At 30.8% G+C, this 19,037-nt stretch carries 17 protein-coding genes and 1 other annotated feature; of the genes, 10 read left to right on the top strand and 7 right to left on the bottom strand.

Going from position 1 to position 19,037, the window contains the following annotated elements; all coding sequences use genetic code 4:
- The first annotated feature begins 77 nt into the window (after nt 1–77).
- The 7 genes from OF377_RS03140 (at nt 78) to guaA (ending at nt 7,949) form a co-directional block, all read left to right on the top strand.
- Complete coding sequence (locus OF377_RS03140) at nt 78–3,113, top strand: S41 family peptidase (protein WP_263836432.1); 3,036 nt, start codon at nt 78–80, stop codon at nt 3,111–3,113.
- A gap of 85 nt (nt 3,114–3,198) precedes the next feature.
- Nucleotides 3,199–3,283 (top strand) — a sequence feature (ribosomal protein L21 leader region).
- A 14-nt stretch (nt 3,284–3,297) separates the two neighbouring features.
- Nucleotides 3,298–3,597 (top strand): 50S ribosomal protein L21, encoded by a 300-nt coding sequence (gene rplU / locus OF377_RS03135; RefSeq protein WP_263836431.1) that lies wholly within the window; start codon nt 3,298–3,300, stop codon nt 3,595–3,597.
- Between the two features lie 7 nt (nt 3,598–3,604).
- Complete coding sequence (locus OF377_RS03130; RefSeq protein WP_263836430.1) at nt 3,605–3,910, top strand: ribosomal-processing cysteine protease Prp; 306 nt, start codon at nt 3,605–3,607, stop codon at nt 3,908–3,910.
- A 4-nt stretch (nt 3,911–3,914) separates the two neighbouring features.
- Nucleotides 3,915–4,214, top strand: coding sequence for a 50S ribosomal protein L27 (gene rpmA / locus OF377_RS03125; RefSeq protein ID WP_263836429.1), 300 nt, complete (start codon nt 3,915–3,917; stop codon nt 4,212–4,214).
- A 180-nt stretch (nt 4,215–4,394) separates the two neighbouring features.
- The gene (locus OF377_RS03120; RefSeq protein ID WP_263836428.1) at nt 4,395–5,744 is read left to right on the top strand and encodes an NAD(P)/FAD-dependent oxidoreductase; all 1,350 of its coding nucleotides are present in this window, start codon (nt 4,395–4,397) and stop codon (nt 5,742–5,744) included.
- Between the two features lie 94 nt (nt 5,745–5,838).
- On the top strand, nt 5,839–6,420 hold the full coding sequence (locus tag OF377_RS03115; protein ID WP_263836427.1) for a xanthine phosphoribosyltransferase: 582 nt from the start codon (nt 5,839–5,841) through the stop codon (nt 6,418–6,420).
- Nucleotides 6,421–6,422: 2 nt separating this feature from the next.
- Nucleotides 6,423–7,949, top strand: a complete 1,527-nt coding sequence (gene guaA / locus OF377_RS03110) for a glutamine-hydrolyzing GMP synthase (protein WP_263836426.1) — start codon at nt 6,423–6,425, stop codon at nt 7,947–7,949.
- Between the two features lie 414 nt (nt 7,950–8,363).
- Here the strand turns inward: guaA and OF377_RS03105 are convergent, their stop codons facing one another.
- The 3 genes from OF377_RS03105 to OF377_RS03095 form a co-directional block, all read right to left on the bottom strand.
- Nucleotides 8,364–8,693, bottom strand: coding sequence for a hypothetical protein (locus OF377_RS03105; protein ID WP_263836425.1), 330 nt, complete (start codon nt 8,691–8,693; stop codon nt 8,364–8,366).
- A gap of 15 nt (nt 8,694–8,708) precedes the next feature.
- Nucleotides 8,709–8,876, bottom strand: coding sequence for a hypothetical protein (locus OF377_RS03100; RefSeq protein WP_263836424.1), 168 nt, complete (start codon nt 8,874–8,876; stop codon nt 8,709–8,711).
- A 131-nt stretch (nt 8,877–9,007) separates the two neighbouring features.
- Nucleotides 9,008–9,145, bottom strand: a complete 138-nt coding sequence (locus OF377_RS03095; RefSeq protein WP_263836423.1) for a hypothetical protein — start codon at nt 9,143–9,145, stop codon at nt 9,008–9,010.
- Between the two features lie 442 nt (nt 9,146–9,587).
- On the opposite strand from OF377_RS03095, the gene OF377_RS03090 reads away from it, so the two are divergent.
- Genes OF377_RS03090 through OF377_RS03080 form a run of 3 tightly spaced genes read left to right on the top strand, consistent with a single transcriptional unit; the run spans nt 9,588 to nt 11,640 of the window.
- Nucleotides 9,588–9,815 carry a helix-turn-helix domain-containing protein gene (locus OF377_RS03090; RefSeq protein ID WP_263836422.1) on the top strand — a complete coding sequence of 76 codons (228 nt, stop codon included), beginning with the start codon at nt 9,588–9,590 and terminating at the stop codon, nt 9,813–9,815.
- Nucleotides 9,796–10,779: a DNA adenine methylase gene (locus tag OF377_RS03085; protein ID WP_263836421.1), complete on the top strand. Its 984-nt coding sequence runs from the start codon at nt 9,796–9,798 to the stop codon at nt 10,777–10,779. The genes OF377_RS03090 and OF377_RS03085 overlap by 20 nt, the downstream gene beginning before the upstream one ends.
- Entirely contained in the window at nt 10,780–11,640 is an 861-nt protein-coding gene (locus OF377_RS03080; RefSeq protein ID WP_263836420.1) for a type II restriction endonuclease, read from the top strand.
- Nucleotides 11,641–12,196: 556 nt separating this feature from the next.
- On the opposite strand, the gene OF377_RS03075 is transcribed toward OF377_RS03080, so the two are convergent.
- The 4 genes from OF377_RS03075 to OF377_RS03060 are packed head-to-tail and all read right to left on the bottom strand — an operon-like array spanning nt 12,197 to nt 19,035.
- Complete coding sequence (locus OF377_RS03075) at nt 12,197–14,725, bottom strand: Vmc-like lipoprotein signal peptide domain-containing protein (protein WP_263836419.1); 2,529 nt, start codon at nt 14,723–14,725, stop codon at nt 12,197–12,199.
- Nucleotides 14,726–14,731: 6 nt separating this feature from the next.
- Nucleotides 14,732–15,754, bottom strand: a complete 1,023-nt coding sequence (locus tag OF377_RS03070; RefSeq protein WP_263836418.1) for an aromatic motif membrane protein — start codon at nt 15,752–15,754, stop codon at nt 14,732–14,734.
- A 4-nt stretch (nt 15,755–15,758) separates the two neighbouring features.
- Entirely contained in the window at nt 15,759–18,272 is a 2,514-nt protein-coding gene (locus OF377_RS03065) for an aromatic motif membrane protein (protein ID WP_263836417.1), read from the bottom strand.
- Complete coding sequence (locus OF377_RS03060) at nt 18,253–19,035, bottom strand: ABC transporter ATP-binding protein (protein WP_263836416.1); 783 nt, start codon at nt 19,033–19,035, stop codon at nt 18,253–18,255. Before OF377_RS03060 ends, OF377_RS03065 begins: the two co-directional genes overlap by 20 nt.
- Nucleotides 19,036–19,037 lie beyond the last annotated feature (2 nt).

Genomic DNA, 19,037 nt, shown 5'->3' with positions numbered 1-19,037 from the left:
ACTCCTTTATTTATGAACGAAAAACCTGTGTGCTATAATTTATAATACTCAAAAAATGGCCACCGAAAGGAAAAAATATGAAAAAACAAAACCTTAAAAGGAAATTATGATGAGCGTTATCAACTGTACCTTTAACAACTATGATTCTTGCTGTAGCTGCCGCTTGTAATGCTCAAAAAAATCAAACCGAAGACCCAAAGCAAGACCAACCATCAACTTCGAATCCTAATATAAATCAAGATAAACCATCAACTTCTGCTTCTCAGACAACAGATGATAATAATTTAGCATCAATTAAGACAAAAATCGAGGAATTAAAAACAAATTTTGTAAAGAAAAAAACAAGTAAAGTTGATTATGCTGGGTTAACGACACTTGCTGAAGAAGTACTAGCAGAATTAGATGTTATTGTAAATGATGATCAAGCAAACACCGATAAATTCAGTAGTGCATATGTTTTATTAAAGACACGCGCTGATTTTGCACAACAAATTACTAATGTCGTATCTCTTTTAGATGGTTTAAAAAGAGAATCTAAAAAATACAGCACTTCAGAAACATATAACAAATTACTTAGTGATACAAATGAACTATTTACAAAAGCGAATACAGAACTAGTAGATAAGGAGGCGACTAAGGCTGATCTAGATCTAAAAATTGTGGCCATTAAAGAAGGTTTTGCAAATCTAAGTGCTCGGAAAAAGAAACTAGTAGATGCGTTTGCGCAAACATCAGTTGCTTTTGCAGAATACGAAAAAGCTAAAACAAATGTTGAAACTATATTGAAATTTTTAGATCAGGTTAAATACAGCGAATTACTAACATCTTCTCAATCTCAATTTAGTGAATTAACAAACGAAATTACCCAAAACTCTGATCCAGTTGCAATTAAAACAAATAAAGATGCATTAATAAAATTGTCTGAAACCATTAGAAATAATATTAATGCAAAACAAAAGGAGAATGCGACTGCAGCAAATTTAACTGCTGAATCATATACTTTCTTAAATTTCTTTCCTGCATTTGATGTTCAAAAAAGTAAAGTTACGACTTACCAAGAAAATGGTGATAAAGTACTTTATGTTGGTTTAATGGATATGGTTTATCGTATGAAGGGTGTGTTTGAAAGCGAACGTTTTACATTAGTTGAACATACAGGTAGTATTTGAACGTATAACATTAGTTTTGGCAACCAAAATGCAAAGGTAATTGTTGATACTGCAAATAATACTTTTACAATTGATTCACCTTACTTCAACAGATTCACACACGCTAATAATGATTTAGATTACCTACAATTTTTAGAAGGTTCAGAAACGCAGACAAAGAGCGATCCAAACAAACGAAGTTGAACTTTTTCATTGCAGGAAGCTGATCTTAAATTTATCGAAAATGGGAATGATGTTTTAATACCATTATCAATTTTTAATATCCTTTTTAATTCCCCAAACTATTACAACTTGAACTTTAATGGGGAATATATTAGTGGGGTTTCCATGTTTGTAGCTCCTGGCCGTCCAAAATACGAAGAGATTAAGCAAAATAAATTAAATTCTGCTACCCAAACAGAAAAAGATCGTCAGTACAACTACAACACACTACGTTTCTTGATGAATAACTTTTATGGTTTAAAGTATGAAAAATTCCCTAATGGTCAAAAATGGGAAGATACTTTATCTCCATACCAAAAGAAATTATTGCTATCAACAAATGTAGAAGACAATAACAATGGTTATATTGATGTTATTCAAAATAATTTGCAGGATTTACACTCATCTATAAAATCAGTTTCATTCTATAATAGCTACAATGTTGGACCAAACCAGCGTTTGGGTAACCAGAACTTAGCTTTCCAAAATGTTTATCTAACAAGTATCTTTTTAAGTGAACAAAAACGTAATTACTTTACACAACAAGGAATTCAAAATCCAGATGGTACATTAGTATCTTCAAATGGCTCAACAATGTTTGTAATGCCTCCGAACTTTGTTGTAGGTTCAAAAAGAGCAATTCAAAACGAATCAATTGGTCAAGACACTTTTACCTTATTTAAAAAAGCATTAGAATTAGCAACGAAAAATAATGAAAATCCAGCTAATACACAAATTAAAAATGTGGTTATTGACCTTTCGCTTAACGGTGGTGGAATGTCTGCTGCTTTGTTGAAAGCACTAGGTTTTTTAACCGATGATCCAATTGTTAACTACAGTGTAAATCGTTTAAGTGGTTCTATTTCACGTCAGGAGTTTAAAGTAGACACAAATGCAGATGGTGATTTTGCTGATTTAGATAGTTATAAAAATAAATTTAAATTCTTTATTTTATCAAGTGTTGTTACATTTAGTTCCGCAAACATTATGACAGGGATTGCTAAAGAAAATAATTTAGCAACTGTTATTGGAAATCGTACCGGTGGTGGCGCTTATGCAATCTTACCAACAACATTACCGGACGGAACATCATTGCAAATTTCATCGGTGGAAGGTAATTTTACAACTAATAGACCTTGATCTGATATTAATAATATTAGTGATTTAACCGATTTGGAAAAAGGTGTAGCACCAACTGATGAGCACAAAATTAGTTTTGCTGACTACTATGATTTACCGTACATTAACTATTTAGTTAATAAGTTTAATGGTGTAGATGTGCAAAATCCCCACCCCGAACCAAGCACAAATACAACTACTCAAGGTACATCACAAAAACCAAGAACAATTGATGAACAAAAAGCAGCAATTGATGCGTTGTTTAATCAATGAAAAAATGAAAATCTTACAATTAATATGCCTAACAAGACGATTGGAGATTTCATTAATGAAAACTACGTAATTGTTCCAACTGATAATCAATTAAGCGAGGGTGAAACCGCAGGACATCCATTAGCAATTAATAACGCACGAATTATTGATTTAATTAGCAAATTACACAAGGATACAACAGAATTTACACGTGAAAAAATTCCTAATGCTTGAGGTTTCTTTGTTCGTGCTTATAATGATAATGAGTTAAGAATTCGTATTGCATTCTATGAAATTGGGAGAAATGTACAAACAGAAGAATTAGTTATTAAATTTAACCCATCAGAAGCAACAAATTCTACAATTGCATAGAACATAAATTAACAACTTAATCAACCTTGGAGTTGCAAATTAAGTTGTTTTTCTTTATAATAATAGGTGCTGTGTATGCTTTCATATGCAGCTTCAACCACGCAGAACAGGTCTTAAACTTTTAATTTTTAAAAAATTAAAATACCTCTATGGTGAGTCTAAGTTGATAAAAAGGAGAACTTATATGTTTGCTATTATTCAAACTGGTGCAAAACAATATAAAGTTCAACAAGGCGATATTATTTATGTTGAAAAACTAGATGCTGAAGTTAATGCTAGTGTAAAACTAGACAAAGTAGTAATGTTAGAAAATAAAATTGGAAACCCATATGTAAACAATGCTTATGTAACAGCAACTGTTTTAAAACATGGAAAACAAAAGAAAATTAACATTATTAAACACCAATCTAAAAAACACCATATGAAACGTCAAGGCCACCGACAACCATATACTCAACTAAGAATTGAGTCAATTAATAATTAATCAAATCATGATTTCTATAAATAAATACCCAAATGGTTTAATCATTCAAGGCCACGCAATGTCCGCTCCTTATGGGCAGGATTTAGTGTGTGCAGGGGTAAGTGCAGTTAGTTTAAGTGCGCTTAATTGGTTTGATAAAAAAACAATTAGTGTTCAAATCGATGATGGTGACTACCAATTAATCATCATAAAGAAGTCTAAACACAATAGTTTACTGCTTAACTTGTTGTTTATTCAACTCCAAGGAATAGCACAAAGTTATAACCAATATATAGAAATTAATGAATTTACATACGAATTGAAAAAGGAATAGTAAGATGAAAAAATTATTATGAAATGTGAATTTACAACTTTTTGCATCAAAAAAAGGGGTAGGTTCATCTAAAAATGGTCGTGACTCAAATCCTAAGTATCTTGGTGCTAAATTAGGTGATGGACAATTCACAAAAGCTGGACAAATTATTTATCGTCAACGAGGAAACCGTATTTATCCTGGTTTAAATGTTGGACAAGGGAAAGATCATACACTTTTTGCTAAAGTGGATGGCACAGTTAAATATACTAAATTTATGGGAACTAAAACAAAAGTATCTGTTTTAGTAACTGATAATAAATAAAAATAAAAAACATGAAAAATCGAACTATACTGGTTCGATTTTTATTATCCTTCTAAGGACTATATTTAACAACATACAGCACAAAAAGATATTTTTTAAAATTCCTTGTGCAGAATAAAACAGTCCTTAATATAATTAAAAGTAATTGCGTAAATGCAAACAAAATAAGAAAAGGTGTAAATGAGATATATGTATGATGTTTTAATAATTGGATCTGGTCCTGGTGGTATTTATTCTGCCTATGAATTAAGTCAATTAAGGCCTGATTTAAAAATTGCGGTTTTTGAGAAGGGACCAGACTTGCAAACTCGAATTAATGGAAACTATTCAATTATGAATGGTTTTGGAGGCGCTGGAGCTTTTAGTGATGGAAAATTTAATATTACTAATGAGTTTGGTGGAACTTTATATGCACATATTGGAAAAGACGAGGCCACTTCTTTAATGGAATACGTTGACAAAATCAATTGTGCTAATGGGGGTGAAAATGCGCGAATGTATGCGAACGTAGATAGCCACTTAAAAACCATATGTTTAAAAAATGATTTATATTTATTGGGAGCAAAAGTTCGTCATTTGGGAACGGATATTAACCAAGTAGTTTTGGGTAATTTATATGATAAACTTAAAGATAAAGTAGATTTTTATTTCAATAAAGCAATAGTTGATGTTGTTAAGAATAATGATGGTTTATTTGCTATTACAAATGAGGATCACCAAATATTTACAGGGCGTAAATGTATTATTAGTACAGGACGTAGTGGTTCAAAATGAATGGAAGAAGTCTCAAAAAAACTAAATATTAAAACCAAAAGCAATAAAGTTGATATTGGTGTACGTGTTGAATTGGCCTACGAAATTTTTAAACATTTAACAGATGTGTTATATGAATCAAAAATTGTTCACCAAACTAAAACATACGGGGATAAAGTGCGAACTTTTTGTATGAATCCACGTGGATATGTTGTGCAAGAAGACACGGAAGGTTTATTAACAGCGAATGGACATAGTTATGAAGGGGAGGATATGTTATCGAATAACACAAATTTTGCTTTATTAGTTTCACAAGAATTCACCGAACCCTTCAAAAATAGTAATGAATACGGGGAATATATCGCTCGTTTAAGCAATATGCTAGGTGGAGGAGTTATTGTTCAACGTTTAGGTGATTTAATTAGTGGACGCCGCTCAACACAATCACGTATTGATAGTAGTTTTTTAACACCGACATTAAAGGCGACACCAGGTGATCTTTCGCTTGTTTTACCAAAACGCTTATTAGATGACATTGTAGATATGTTATATGCTCTTGATAAAATTGCCCCAGGGACAGCAAATGATGATACATTATTATACGGGGTGGAGGTTAAATTTTATAATATGGAAGTGGATGTTGACCATAATTTAGAAACAACTTTACCAGGGTTATTTAGTATTGGGGATGCATCCGGTGTCACTCACTCGTTATCACATGCTTCTGCCAGTGGTGTTTATGTCGCTCGTTATTTAGCAGAGAGAATGGATAAATAGAAAAAATAAATAAAGGCTGACAATTTAGGGTAGTCTTTTTTGTTTTATAATAAAATCAATAAGAAAATGAAAAAAGGAAAAAAGGAAAAAGATGATGAAATTATTAGAAGAACGTATTAAGACTGATGGCATTGTTTTAAGTGAACAAATCCTAAAAGTTGATAGTTTTATTAATCACGCTGTTGACCCAATCCTGATGGATCAATTAGCAGATGCTTTTTATGAGTATTTTAAAAACAAACAAATTACTAAGGTCATTACTATTGAATCATCAGGGATTGCTAGTGCAATTCTTGTAGCATTAAAACTAAAAGTTCCATTAGTGATTATTAAAAAAACAGTAGCAGTAACAACTGATCAAGAAGTATATAGTGCATACGTAGATTCGTTTACTAAAAAAATTAATTATAAAGTAACAATTTCTAAAAAATTACTGAATTCAAACGACAATTGTTTATTTATTGATGATTTTCTAGCGAACGGTCAAGCATGTTTAGGGGCGGTTGAATTAGTTAAGCAAGCAAAAGCGCAAATGCGTTGTTTTGGTATTTTAATTGAAAAATCATTTCAAACCGGTCGTGCTTTACTGGATGCTCACAACTTTGATGTTTTATCTCTAGCACGGGTTTGAAAACTAGATCCGGTAAGTAAAGAAATTCAATTTGTTAAGGAGTAAATATGCAAAAGATTTTAGTAGTTGACTTTGGAAGTCAATACAACCAATTATTAGTGCGTCGGATTCGAGAACTAGGTGTTTATAGTGAACTAATAGACCATCTCGATGTGAGTAAATATTTTGACGACCAAGATGTGATTGGATTTATTCTATCAGGTGGGCCAAATTCAGTTTACGAACAAAACGCAATGAGTATTGATAAAAAAATATTCACTTTAAATAAGCCTGTCTTGGGTGTTTGTTATGGAATGCAATTAATGACACATTTACTGGGTGGTAAAGTTGCGCAAACAGGTGTAGGTGAGTATGGGTATACACAAATTCAAGTCAATCAATCTTCGCAAATTGGACAAGGGTTAGATGAAAACCAAACGGTTTGAATGTCGCACCAAGACAGTGTAGTTCTTTTACCAAATGGCTTCGAAACTTTTGCATCTTCAAAAGATTGTGCTAATGTGATGATTGAAAATCACACTGAAAAACTATATGGAATTCAATTCCACTGCGAGGTTAATAACACAAAATTTGGAAAAGAAATGCTTGCTAATTTTGTTTATAACATTTGCAAGGCCCAAAAAAATTGAACAATGCAAGATTTTATTGGCCAGCAAGTTCAAGCAATCAAAAACCAAGTCCAAGATAAAAAAGTTATCTGTGCGCTTAGTGGTGGAGTTGACTCAATGGTAACTGCTTCATTAATTTATAAAGCAATTGGTGATCAATTAACTTGTGTCTTTGTTGATCACGGTTTGTTGCGAAAGAACGAAAAAGAAAATGTGCTTGGAATGTTTCAGGAACAATTTAACTCATCACTAATTTATGTCGATGCACGCGAACGTTTCTTAAATAAACTAGCAACTATTACTGATCCGGAACAAAAACGTAAAATCATTGGGGCTGAATTTATCCGGATCTTTGAAGAAGAAGCTCGCAAAATTAAAGATGTGCAATTCCTTGCACAAGGAACCTTATACACTGACATCATTGAGTCGGGAACTAAAAATGCACAGACAATTAAATCTCACCATAACGTTGGGGGGTTGCCTAAAGACTTAGGTTTTAGTTTAATCGAACCGTTAAAAACTTTATTTAAGGATGAAGTGCGAGAATTGGGAAAAACACTAGGTTTAAATCTAGCATTTGTGCAACGTAAGCCTTTTCCTGGACCCGGATTGGCTATTCGGGTAATGGGAGAAGTCACTGAAGAAAAGCTTGCATTAGTTCGTGAGAGTGATGCAATTTTTAACGAAGAATTAAAAAAGGCAGGATTAGAAGAAGATATTTGACAACATTTCACAGTTCTCATTAATAACAAAACCGTTGGTGTTATGGGCGACCAAAGAACATATGAATACACCTTAGCTTTGCGTGCAGTTAATTCAATTGATGGGATGACAGCTGAGTTTGCGCCAATTCCTTTTGATGTATTAGGAAGAACAGCAACGCGAATTGTTAATGAGATTAAAGGTATTAATAGGGTAGTTTACGATATTACAAGTAAGCCCCCAGGAACTATTGAGTGGGAGTAGCCTCAAACAGTAATTGGAACCATTGATATTGCTGATTATTCTAAGGTTTCATGTGGTTAGCTGAAATATTTTTAGAGTACTTTTTCATAAGAAAAAAGTGGTAAGCCACTTTTAAGAGAAAATAATTAAGTCAACAGAGTCAATTCTGTTGGCTTTTTTAGTATGAAAATAATGTAACTTACCACCCTAAAAAATTCATAATAACATTAATCATGATTTCTTTTTCTTCAGGTTTTGACTTGGCTAATAATAATGTGGTTGCTACTAATGTACCGCCAGAAATTATTTTTCATTATCCTTTAAATAGTAAATTATTTTTGTTTAGGAAATGTAGGAAGATAATTGCAGCAATTCTTTTGTATCCATCAACATAAGATGATCTTTGACCATAAAATAAAGAATGTTTCCATCTTTTTATTGAACAGATGGATATACATCTTCTTCAAAAGTAGTTTGATAAACGGAATCAATAATGTCTTCTAATGCACCTTTACTTTTCTCCTTACAAAATATAGTTGATCTTTCGCTAAACGTGATACTATCAATTAGATAACAACATTCTTTATAGTTTAATTTATAGGCTTCCTCGTTGGACAAAAACGGTTTTTTAACAATTTGATGGTCATAATCATCTAATAACACAAGAGCTTGCCTATTTTTATATAACATAAGAACTTTCTTAGAATTCAAATTAAGAACATCAGTGATTATGTTTAATTGAATTTCTATTACTTTGTTTAACACGTTTAATCTTTTTTATTAACTGCATAGCCTTAAAGCATATATTCTTTCTACAGATTTATCGCCTTCATTTTGAACCTGTGCAAATTTTGCACAAGTTGAATTTTGTTTCAATTCATTCTCTTTAAATGTGTTTTTAATATGTCTTTGTATTACAGAACAATCTTTGCCAAAAAGTTTTGCCATTTCTTCAGCTCTTAACCAAACGGTTTCTTTATCAAGTGTAACTTCTCATGGAGTTTTAATTCACCATCATTATAAATAATACCTCCATTACTCATAAAATTTAATACCTTTTAATTCAGTAATTTGTCCGCTTACAAAATAAATAAATTGTTAATTTCTTCTTCTGATCACGTATTTTTTGCGTTATCATATTTAGTTTCAAATTCTTGATGAAGTACTTTAATGTTATCAAGTAAAGTCGAATCTTTATCTAATGTGCCTGGTCTCATTCTTACATATATTCGATTATATTCATATTAAATTAAAGACTATAGCAATATTTAAAGAAAAATCAATAAACTGAAAGTATAAACTTAATGTTAGATAATGATGAAATTGGAATAAATGGAAGTAAGGAATTAGCCTAAGTATTAAGATAAAGGCTATAATGTGACGATTGATTTATCAAGAAGCTACATAAAGACTTGGATAAGGAGTTTGTAGCGGAGGTTAAGGATGATGAAAAGCAGAGTATTTTGCAGCAGATAAGAGAATGTAGGAATAATTAAAACCAGTTTGAAAATGGAATTTAGAAATCTCATCAGTTAAGTAGATAAGAGAAATTAGGTATAGTTTAAAGACTATACCTTGTTTTTCAAAAAACTTTTGTTTACGAAAGTTTTACTATTAAAAACGGATAAACCTTGTATAATTGAAATCGGAGGAATAAATATGAATATAAGTTATAAACCATTGTGGCGACAACTTTTAGATAAAGATATGAAGAAAGTTGATTTAATGAAACTTGGTAATTTTTCGCCAAATTTAATGGCCAATATGAGCAAAGATAAGTTTATTTCTTTAAAAAATATAGTGAAGATTTGTGAAGCTTTAAATTGCAAACTAGATGATGTGATAGAATTGAAGAAAGAGTGTATAAATGGGGGCAATAAAGAATAATGCAGTCTTAGAAAAATCAATAAAAGTTCCTATTTCGAAAAATACATCGTTTAACATTTCAATTGATGTTAAACCTTTTATTAAATGGGCAGGCGGAAAATCAGCATTACTGCAAGATATAAGAAAATTTTATCCAAGCACATTGGGGAAAAAGATCGATAAATATTGTGAACCCTTCGTAGGTGCCGGAGCAGTATTGTTTGATGTTTTATCGAATTATGACTTGGATAAAATTTATATTAGTGATGTGAATAATGAACTTATCAATGTCTATAAAAGCATTAAATCAGACGTAGAGAAGTTAGTCAATATTTTAAAAAAAATACAAAATGAATATATTTATTTAGACACTGAAAAAAGAAAAGAATACTATTATGCAAAAAGAGATGAATTTAATAAGTATATAAGAAAAGAAACGGATGATATTATTTATGGTTCAGCGCTTTTTATATTTTTAAATAAAACTTGTTTTAACGGGTTATATAGAGTAAATAGTAAAGGGTTGTTTAATGTACCAATAGGTTCCTATAAAAATCCTAAGATATGCGATGAGGCGAATTTGAAAAACATATCGCTCAAATTAAGGAATGTGAATATACATTATGCTGAATATGATAAATCCATTGATTTTATTGATGAAAATACACTTGTATATTTTGATCCGCCTTACAGACCACTTACAGAAACGGCAAGTTTTACATCTTATGATAAATCGGTCTTTGGCGATAAGGAACAAATAGAATTGGCAGAATATTATAAAAAAGTAAGCGCCAAAGGAGCTGTGTGTATTTTAAGTAATTCAGATCCTAGGAATACTGATGAAGAAGATAATTTCTTTGATGATTTGTACAAAGGATTTCATATTAATAGAATTCAGTCAAAAAGAAGAATTAATTCAAACGCTAGTAAGCGTGGAAATGTTAATGAGCTACTAATTACAAATTTTTTTAAGGATGGAGAGTAAATGAGTAGAGTGTTTGAAGAATGGCTAAATGGGTTTAGAAAAAGTATTGCATCTTACGGATACTACACGGATTTTAAAAAAGTTTATAAAAATGTTGAAAAAATAAAAGTTGAACTCAATATCCTTAATTCTTTAATTGGCTCAAAAAATATTGAAAAGGAATTCATTGATTTAGTAAATAGATATCCTGAAACTTTAAAATGCATTCCGATTCTACTTGCAGTAAGAACTAACAAAATATATACTGTTGATGCTGAAGGGGAGTTTACATATTCTTTCAGGAAAATGAATCATTCTCCTGAACAATACGCTTCATTTATGAAAAAAACAGGCTTGTTTGACTTGTTAGAAAAACATATCGTTAACAATCTATATGATTATGTAACAGGCGTTGAAACTGGACTTGGCTCAAATGGCAGAAAAAATCGTGGTGGACATTTGATGGAAAACTTGGTTGAAAGTTTTATCATAAAAACGGGATTTGAGAAGGAAAAGAACTACTTCAAGGAAATGTATATTCACGAGATAGAGTCAAAATGGAACATCGATTTATCTGAAATATCGAATCAAGGCAAAATGGAAAAACGCTTTGATTATGTTATAAAAACAGATAATCAGATTTATTTAATAGAAACCAACTTTTATGCAAGTGGTGGCTCCAAATTAAATGAAACTGCAAGAAGCTACAAGACAATAGCAACAGAAGTGGACAGAATTAATGGAGTTACCTTTGTATGGTTTACAGATGGCGAAGGTTGGAAAAGTGCAAAAAGAAACTTAGAAGAAACTTTTGATACAATGGAACATATTTACTGTATTGATGATATGAAAAAAGGGATAATGAAAAAAGTATTTAAATAATGAAAGTAAAAAAATTTCTCTAAAATTTTTTAATAAATAGCATAGAAAGATTATGAAATAGTATTAAATGAATATATCATTACTCCTGATACACTTTTGATGCTAAAAGTTTATAAAATCACCTAAAAAAGAAATAAATTAGTATCTAAATACAAAATATAAAAGTAAATGTCTATTGGGAATTATCGTGTAAGAACAGCTGAGTGGTTTTCTAAAACGTCAATAACTATTGAATATTAGAAAAATTGAGCCCATCCAGCTAAACCACTTTTTAATAAGAAAAAAACTAGGGACTTACTTTTGAGAGAAAACAAGAAAACCAGCAGAATTTACAGTCTGCTTGTTTTTTCTATTTTATTATTTTTTTCATTGCTATATAAATTCATTAATCAACATTTTTGCACAATTGTGGTTACAGAAATAAGAATGAATATAATTTAGATATACCCGAAAAATAGATATTAGAAGATACGTGTTAAGTCATTTTTTGATATAAGTATTCTTTATAAAAAGAAAAAATCCCTAACTAGGGATTTTTTATTGTATTAATATTTTTTTAAGCTTTTGTAATATTCAAAGTTTGACGAATATCTAAATTAACAAATTCGGCTTCTTCTTCGTTTTCTTTATCCATTAATAAGACTCAATCAAAGGTAAATTGTGTATTATCTGCCGCATTAGATTTATCAATTGTTATAACAAGTGGATCAGTAGCATTAGTTGCTTTTGCTAAACCAAATGCAGTTGAAGACGTTCCTTCGTCGTTAGTGTATGATATTTGAAATTTAAATACAATAGGGAAATTTAATGAATCTAATTCTGTACCATCACTTTCAAACACTTTTTTAATTGCATTAAGATTAATATTTACATTGTTTAGAGTAATTTTAATGCTGTCGCTTGTTTTTGTTCAAGTTCCAGTGTTGTAGTTTTCACCAAACACTCCACGAGGAGTTGGTGCATTTTCTACACTACCAGCATTGTTTTCTTGGTTTTCATTGCTTGGTTGTTTAGGAGTTGTTGACTCTCCTGTACTTGGGTTAGTATCGTTTGAGCCTGATGTTGAGTCTGGTTTTTCATTAGGATTATAACCTTCTTCATTAGGGTTATATTCATCAGAAAAATCTACTGCATTGAAATTCGGAATTTTATTATAACTATTAATTGTTGTTAAGTATATTCCGTTTAAACTAGAAAAGTCAACATTTGTTAATTCTTGAGTTTTGTTATAGTCAGAATAGAATTTAACACCAACAATTTTATAGTATCTATCTTGTGTCATTAAATCAGTTTTTACTGCCCCATCGTATGAACGTTTACCATGAAATTCTAATAAGAAACGTCCACTTGATTTAATTTGCATTGGTTCTGAGAAAACGTGTGGTTTGTGTGTTCGGTATCCATCTTCATCGTATTCTACGGTTTCAATAACCATATAAGAATCCTGGCTTAGATTAATTAAACGATTGTTATCTTTATCTAACATACGTAAACGAAGATTAAAACTATGACTTGCTTTTTGGTCTTTAATTACTTCTTCGGATACGCTTCCTGAATTTAATTGACCAAGTGTTAATCTATTAAAGTAGTTAGGCTCTAAATCATCGACATGAAGTTCTCCATATTCAGGTAATGTTAAAGTTTTTATTTTTTCGTAATTATATCAAACATTATTTGATTTTAGATATTCTATCTCTTCCTTATCTAAATCTTCTTTTCTAAGTCTAACAGCAGAAAGGAATGGTTTTGCATCTAATGTTTTCACATTAATTTTCGGTTGTTTTGATTCGTTATCATCTTCGCCGTTAGAATCTTTAACTTGAATGTATTTTATATAGTATCTTTTTGGCGATGATTCATATGCCAAGCCACTTCTTGTAAAATAAACAATTAAATTACCATCAGAATCAACATTTGTTTCACTACTTGAATATAAATCATCTTCATCACTTGTGTCATTTAAGCCAATAAATTTATCGTTAGTTCCTACACGAACAGAAAAGCTCTTACCATAAAATGCACTGGGGTTATCTAAACGCAAAGTTAAAGCATAATTTCCATTTCTTCTTCGGTATAAATTAACATGTTGATCGTCTAAATAAACATTTGAATTAAGCATTTTTTCATTATATGAACCAGCGTAAACTTTAAAACCAGGTAGGTCATTTGATTCAATTGTTTCAAATGGCGTAGCATCTCTTTCGTTTTTGAAAATTTCAACTTTGGCAACAGTATATTTTTTATTAACGTCAATGTTTGAGAAGTGTGCTGATAATGTTCCTTGTTCAACTTGTGCGTTTCTTGTTGCGGGAATTAAATCGCCAATTGCTTCGTTATTTGCATTAACTTCTTTTAAATAAACTTTAACAAAAGCATTATTTCTAAATGTTAAGCCTAGATGCAGTACATAGTCAGGTTCATTGGTTGAGCTTGAAGTAACAAAACGAACAAAACCTTTAGATAAACTTATGTATGAAAGGGTTGTTTGTTTTAATTCTTTGTTATTCAAGCTAACAACACTTCCCATTAGTGATACTTCGCGGTCAACAACTGGTGTGTCTTCTGGTTGTGCAGGTTGATCTGAGTTGCTAGTACCACTTGAGCTGTTGCTATCGCCTGATTGGCTTGGTGTGTTTGTTTCGTTTTCTGTGTTGTTATCTGTGCCATGATTGTGTTCATGATCATGTTCATCCCCATGATCATGCGCATGGTTATGATCGTGTTTAAAACTTTCTGCACTAATTTCCTTTGTCAAAACAGCAGAGATTTTACTTTCTTTTTTAAGTTGGTATTTTACAACAATTTTATTTGTTTCCTTGGTTGCAGCAACATACTCAATGCTTACACCAACGTTTGAGTTACTAAAAGTAAATAAAGTTTTGTTTAAAGAATTAGGAACGTTTGCAAATTCTGTGTTTGGGGCATTGTTATAAGTGATTATCGTTTGTTTGTTTAATTCGCTTCAATTAGCTGTTGCGTCTGTATTTTTGCTACAGCTTGCAGCCACAGCAGATACAGCAGAAATTAGAGCAATTGAGCTTAAACTAGCAATTAATAAGCGTTTATTTGTTTTTTTGAGTTTCATTATTAACTATTCTCCTCGTTTATTTTCATTTTTTTCATCTAAAATTTCAACTACTAAGTAGTCAACGGGTTCACCACCATAATAATCATTAATATTATTGATGTGTAGTTCCGAATATTTAGCAATTAATTTCGTTCCCGATTCACTACCTCGTTTGGCATCAAAGTATTTAGATAAATTAAATTTCTTTAATAAATCTTTTTTGAAACTTTTCAGCTTAGGCAAAGTAGTTAATCGTTCATACAAAGTAACACCGTTTAGTAAAACTTGTTTACTATTTTCGTCTAATGATTGAATTGTTGTGATTCGAATTCAGTATCCATCTTGACTTAATAAATAATAATCAACTTCAGTTTCGACAACTTCTACCATTTGTTTTGTGATAGGGTGTTGAATTGTTTTTTTAGTTGATTCAAGATTGTTATTGTTAATGATTTTAACAAAATCAACAAATTTATTAGTTTTTGGACGGTAAAATTTCTCGTTTAAAGTGTTGTCTCGAATCAAATCACTTAAAGTTTGACGAATTAAAACTGTTGGATCGTCTGATTTTTCAGGATTTAAGACATATACAAAGTTAGTAATATTAAATAAAAACCACAATCAGTTATTAGTAAATGGTCCATATGTTGATAAATAACGTTGGCGTTTTGCCATAAAAGGTGTGTTTTGGTTAAAAGGTGTAAAACCTTTTGAGTCGTTTTCGTTATTTAATGGATTAGCATATGCATACGCACTTCGTAATTCAGTTAGATAACCATCATCAATTGCTTTTTGTTGATCAATAAATCGTTCACGATCTTCTTCGTTAGGAAAAATATCCTTTAAAATCAAACTGATTGGGATGTTATCTAAAAATAATTTTCAGTCGTAAGCCTTTGTTTCGTTATTAATATGATATTTTTCATTATCCAATCAATTTGCTGTTTTGCTGCTTGTTGATTTACAAGCAGCTGCAGTTGCAATGATGGTTGTACCAGCGGTTAAGGATAAAGGAATACTTAATCATTTTATTCAATGTTTTTTCATTGTCTTAATCCTTTCATACCATTAACATTTTTGCGGGTAAACCTCATTGAGCTGTTAGTTTATCCTCAAAAATTTTGTAATGTCTAATATCACCGTGAATGTATGACAAGTGGAAGTTACTTGTTAGTGTGCTGATTGAAATACTAAGTTTTGAATTCTTAAATGTTATTGTATATGGATACAATTTAATCCCCATATTATCATTAATACGGTTTTTTGTGTAAATGTTAAATCAGAATAATGAATTATTTTTCTTTAACATTAGTTCCCGAGTTCGAGCATCATTATTATGTGCTTTTGACACATCGGTTTCGCTTAATTCTTCTAGAATATTATCACCGAAACGGAATGATTTATATGGATCAGCAAGTTGCAGACGTTGTTCATATGCGGCTGAATGTTCAGCTCCAGTATCAAGGTTTTTTGGTAAGCGGAATCAGTCAATGAAAAGGAATTCAAAATGTTCAAGGTGTGTAAACACAAAGTATCAGTTTTTTGATAAAAGTTGTGAATATGCATCAGTACGAGAATCAAAGATTTTTCGTTTATCAGTAGTTGCTAAATGCCCTTGGTATTCCTTGCGATATTCTTGTGAATAAGATTTTAATTGAGCAATTAATTCTTTTTGGTATTCAGGATCTTCTTGTTGTTGAACATAATCGTGAATTAAAAGTGTATCATAATCGTAAATTTCATTTAATAGGCTATCGATAATTCCTTTAGAAATTTTTTGCTCAATGGTTTCATTTTTAGCGATAACATTTAATGATTCATCATCGTATTTTTTTAAGAATTCTGGAATTTTGATGATTTCTTTGTTTTCTTTCTCTTTTACTTTTGGTTCAATAGTATCTAAGAAAACACCAGCTTTAACCGAACGTAAAGTATACATTTTAAATGGATATTTATTTTCTAAAGCTTTTGATGTTCGGTAATTAAGTTCAAGAATTTGCGGTTTAGTGTTAAAGAAGAATTCACTTTCCTCAAATTCCTTAGTGAAAACTGCTCTTTTTTCAGAAGCATATTCTTCGAGTTCTTTTCTTTTTTCTTCTTCATTCTCTTCAGAAACGCTACCTAAAACACTATCTTTTCAATCTTCGATACGTTGTTCAATGGCTAAAGCGTATTGTTTTTTAGTTTCAGCTTCATAGTCTTCAGCAAATGTTTGTAGTTGTTTATAATCAATTTTGTGGTCGAAAACAAATAAATCTCAATCTAAACGCCCATAGAAAAGTGAATGGTCTTTAAGTTTAGTTAAACGTAGAATTTTGTTGTGGTCGAAAACTAGATAAAAAACTGATTTGTGTTGAAAAGTATTGTTTTGATTATAGTTTCAGTTAACTTCATAAGATAGGTTATAGATTGGATTTTCAATACTTAACACATTTCGATTTTCGTTTCAGATTTCAAAAACACCAGTGGCACTCATTCCGTCTTTGTATTTTTCAAACAATTCAGTTTCAGAAATATTACTATCATAACTCACGTTGAATGGTAGATAACGCTCATGACGAGTATTGTTAATTTCAAAAGTTAAATCATTAACTGTAAATCAATTTAAATGCATTACTGTTAAGTATTGATCCAAATTAATTTTTTGATTTTGATCATTATATGCATATAAGTGCTTAATTTGGTATTCCTTGTTTGGTTCAAGATCTGATTTTGTCAAATTATAAGATAATAAACCATTTTCTGGATTTGCGTGTAAGACAACTTCTTTATTTTGGCGATCAATTAATGAAAGTGATATGTTTGTTAGACTTGTATCATTTTTTAAATCAATATAAGTGAATAATTGATTGTTTTCTAACATAAAGACTTTATTAATTAATCGTTCGTTATTAGTTAATGTATTAACCCGACGAATCATATCAATTTTGTTAGTATCAGGTTCTAACCCTGAAAAGTTATAGTAATAACCTTTTTTTAATTGATCAGTGTCAAATTTTGCAACCAAATGATTATCGACTTGTTCAATGGTCGTAGTTAAATTTTGTTTAGAACGTAAGAATAAGTTTTCTTCGTTATCAAACCGGCTATATCCGTCATGGGGGTAAGGATTAAATAAAAATTCAAACTTATCAATATTTAATAGCATTCACAATCAATCAGTGGTCATTGTACTAAACATTTGGTCACGAGAACGGATTCGCGTACGTTTGTAACGTTTGTTAAAACTTAAATCATCCTTTTGACTTTCTGAATAACCTCGTGTTCGATGGGGATTGAAGAATGAAAATGCAAGCTTCAAATCTTGAATATGAGCGGTACTAATTTGTTTTTGTGAAAAGGCATATTGTGCCGCTTGACTTGCGTCTTGGTCAAAGAAATTTTCTAATAATGTTTCGTATTCCTGGCTTAATAAACTATTAACTTTTTGTGAATTTGCGCCAGTTTGTTTATTTTCATTATTTTTAATACCCAAACTAACTGCAAGAGTTGTGATCATTGCAGATATTCCAATTGTGCCAAGGACACTTGGCAAAATAATTTTTTTAAGCTTCTTGTTCTTCACTGTTATGACCTTCTTTTTTAAGTTTTTCTAATTTAATTACACGGTCGTAATAGATTTTTTCTAACTCATCATATTTTGGTCCAGTATACACTAATTCACCACGGTGAATTAAAGTTAAAGAGTTCGCAAACGATTCCATTTCCCGAAGAATATGCGAACATAAGAAAACAGTTTTGTTATTATCATTTAATTCCTTTAAAATCATAAACACTTCATGACGTGAAGAAGGGTCTAAGTTTGCGGTTGGTTCGTCTAGAATAATCAATTCTGGATCATGAATTAACGCCTGAATTAATAAGACTTTTTTCTTTTGACCAGACGAAAAAGATACTGGTTTTTTATTTTCTAAATTACTAATTTCGAATTTATTTAGATAAAAACGAATTTTTTCTTTCGCATCTTTTTTGCTTACCCCCGAAAGAATTGCTAATGAGTATAGATACTCAAAAGTTGTAACTTCTTCTGGGAACAATGCAACTTCAGGTACATAACCTAGTTTTGCACGTGAAATTGGTAATTTATGATCAAACCCATCAATAAGGATTTCTCCTTGGTAATTAGTGTAAGCGTTAATAATGGTTTTGATGGTTGTTGTTTTTCCTGAACCATTTTCCCCAATGAAGGCGTGCATCTCACCTTTTTTTACAACGAAGTTGATATCACGCACACCGCGGTCAGAGTTTTTGTAAATTTTCGTTAAATTTCTTACTACTAAAATATCTTCGGGATTGTGGTTAGTTGCTTTGTTTTTAATTTCGCTCATAA

This window comes from Ureaplasma sp. ES3154-GEN (genome assembly GCF_025780075.1).
Lineage (GTDB): Bacteria > Bacillota_I > Bacilli_A > Mycoplasmatales > Mycoplasmoidaceae > Ureaplasma.
Note: the sequence above shows the minus strand (reverse complement) of the source record. Positions and strands in the feature narration are given on the sequence as shown.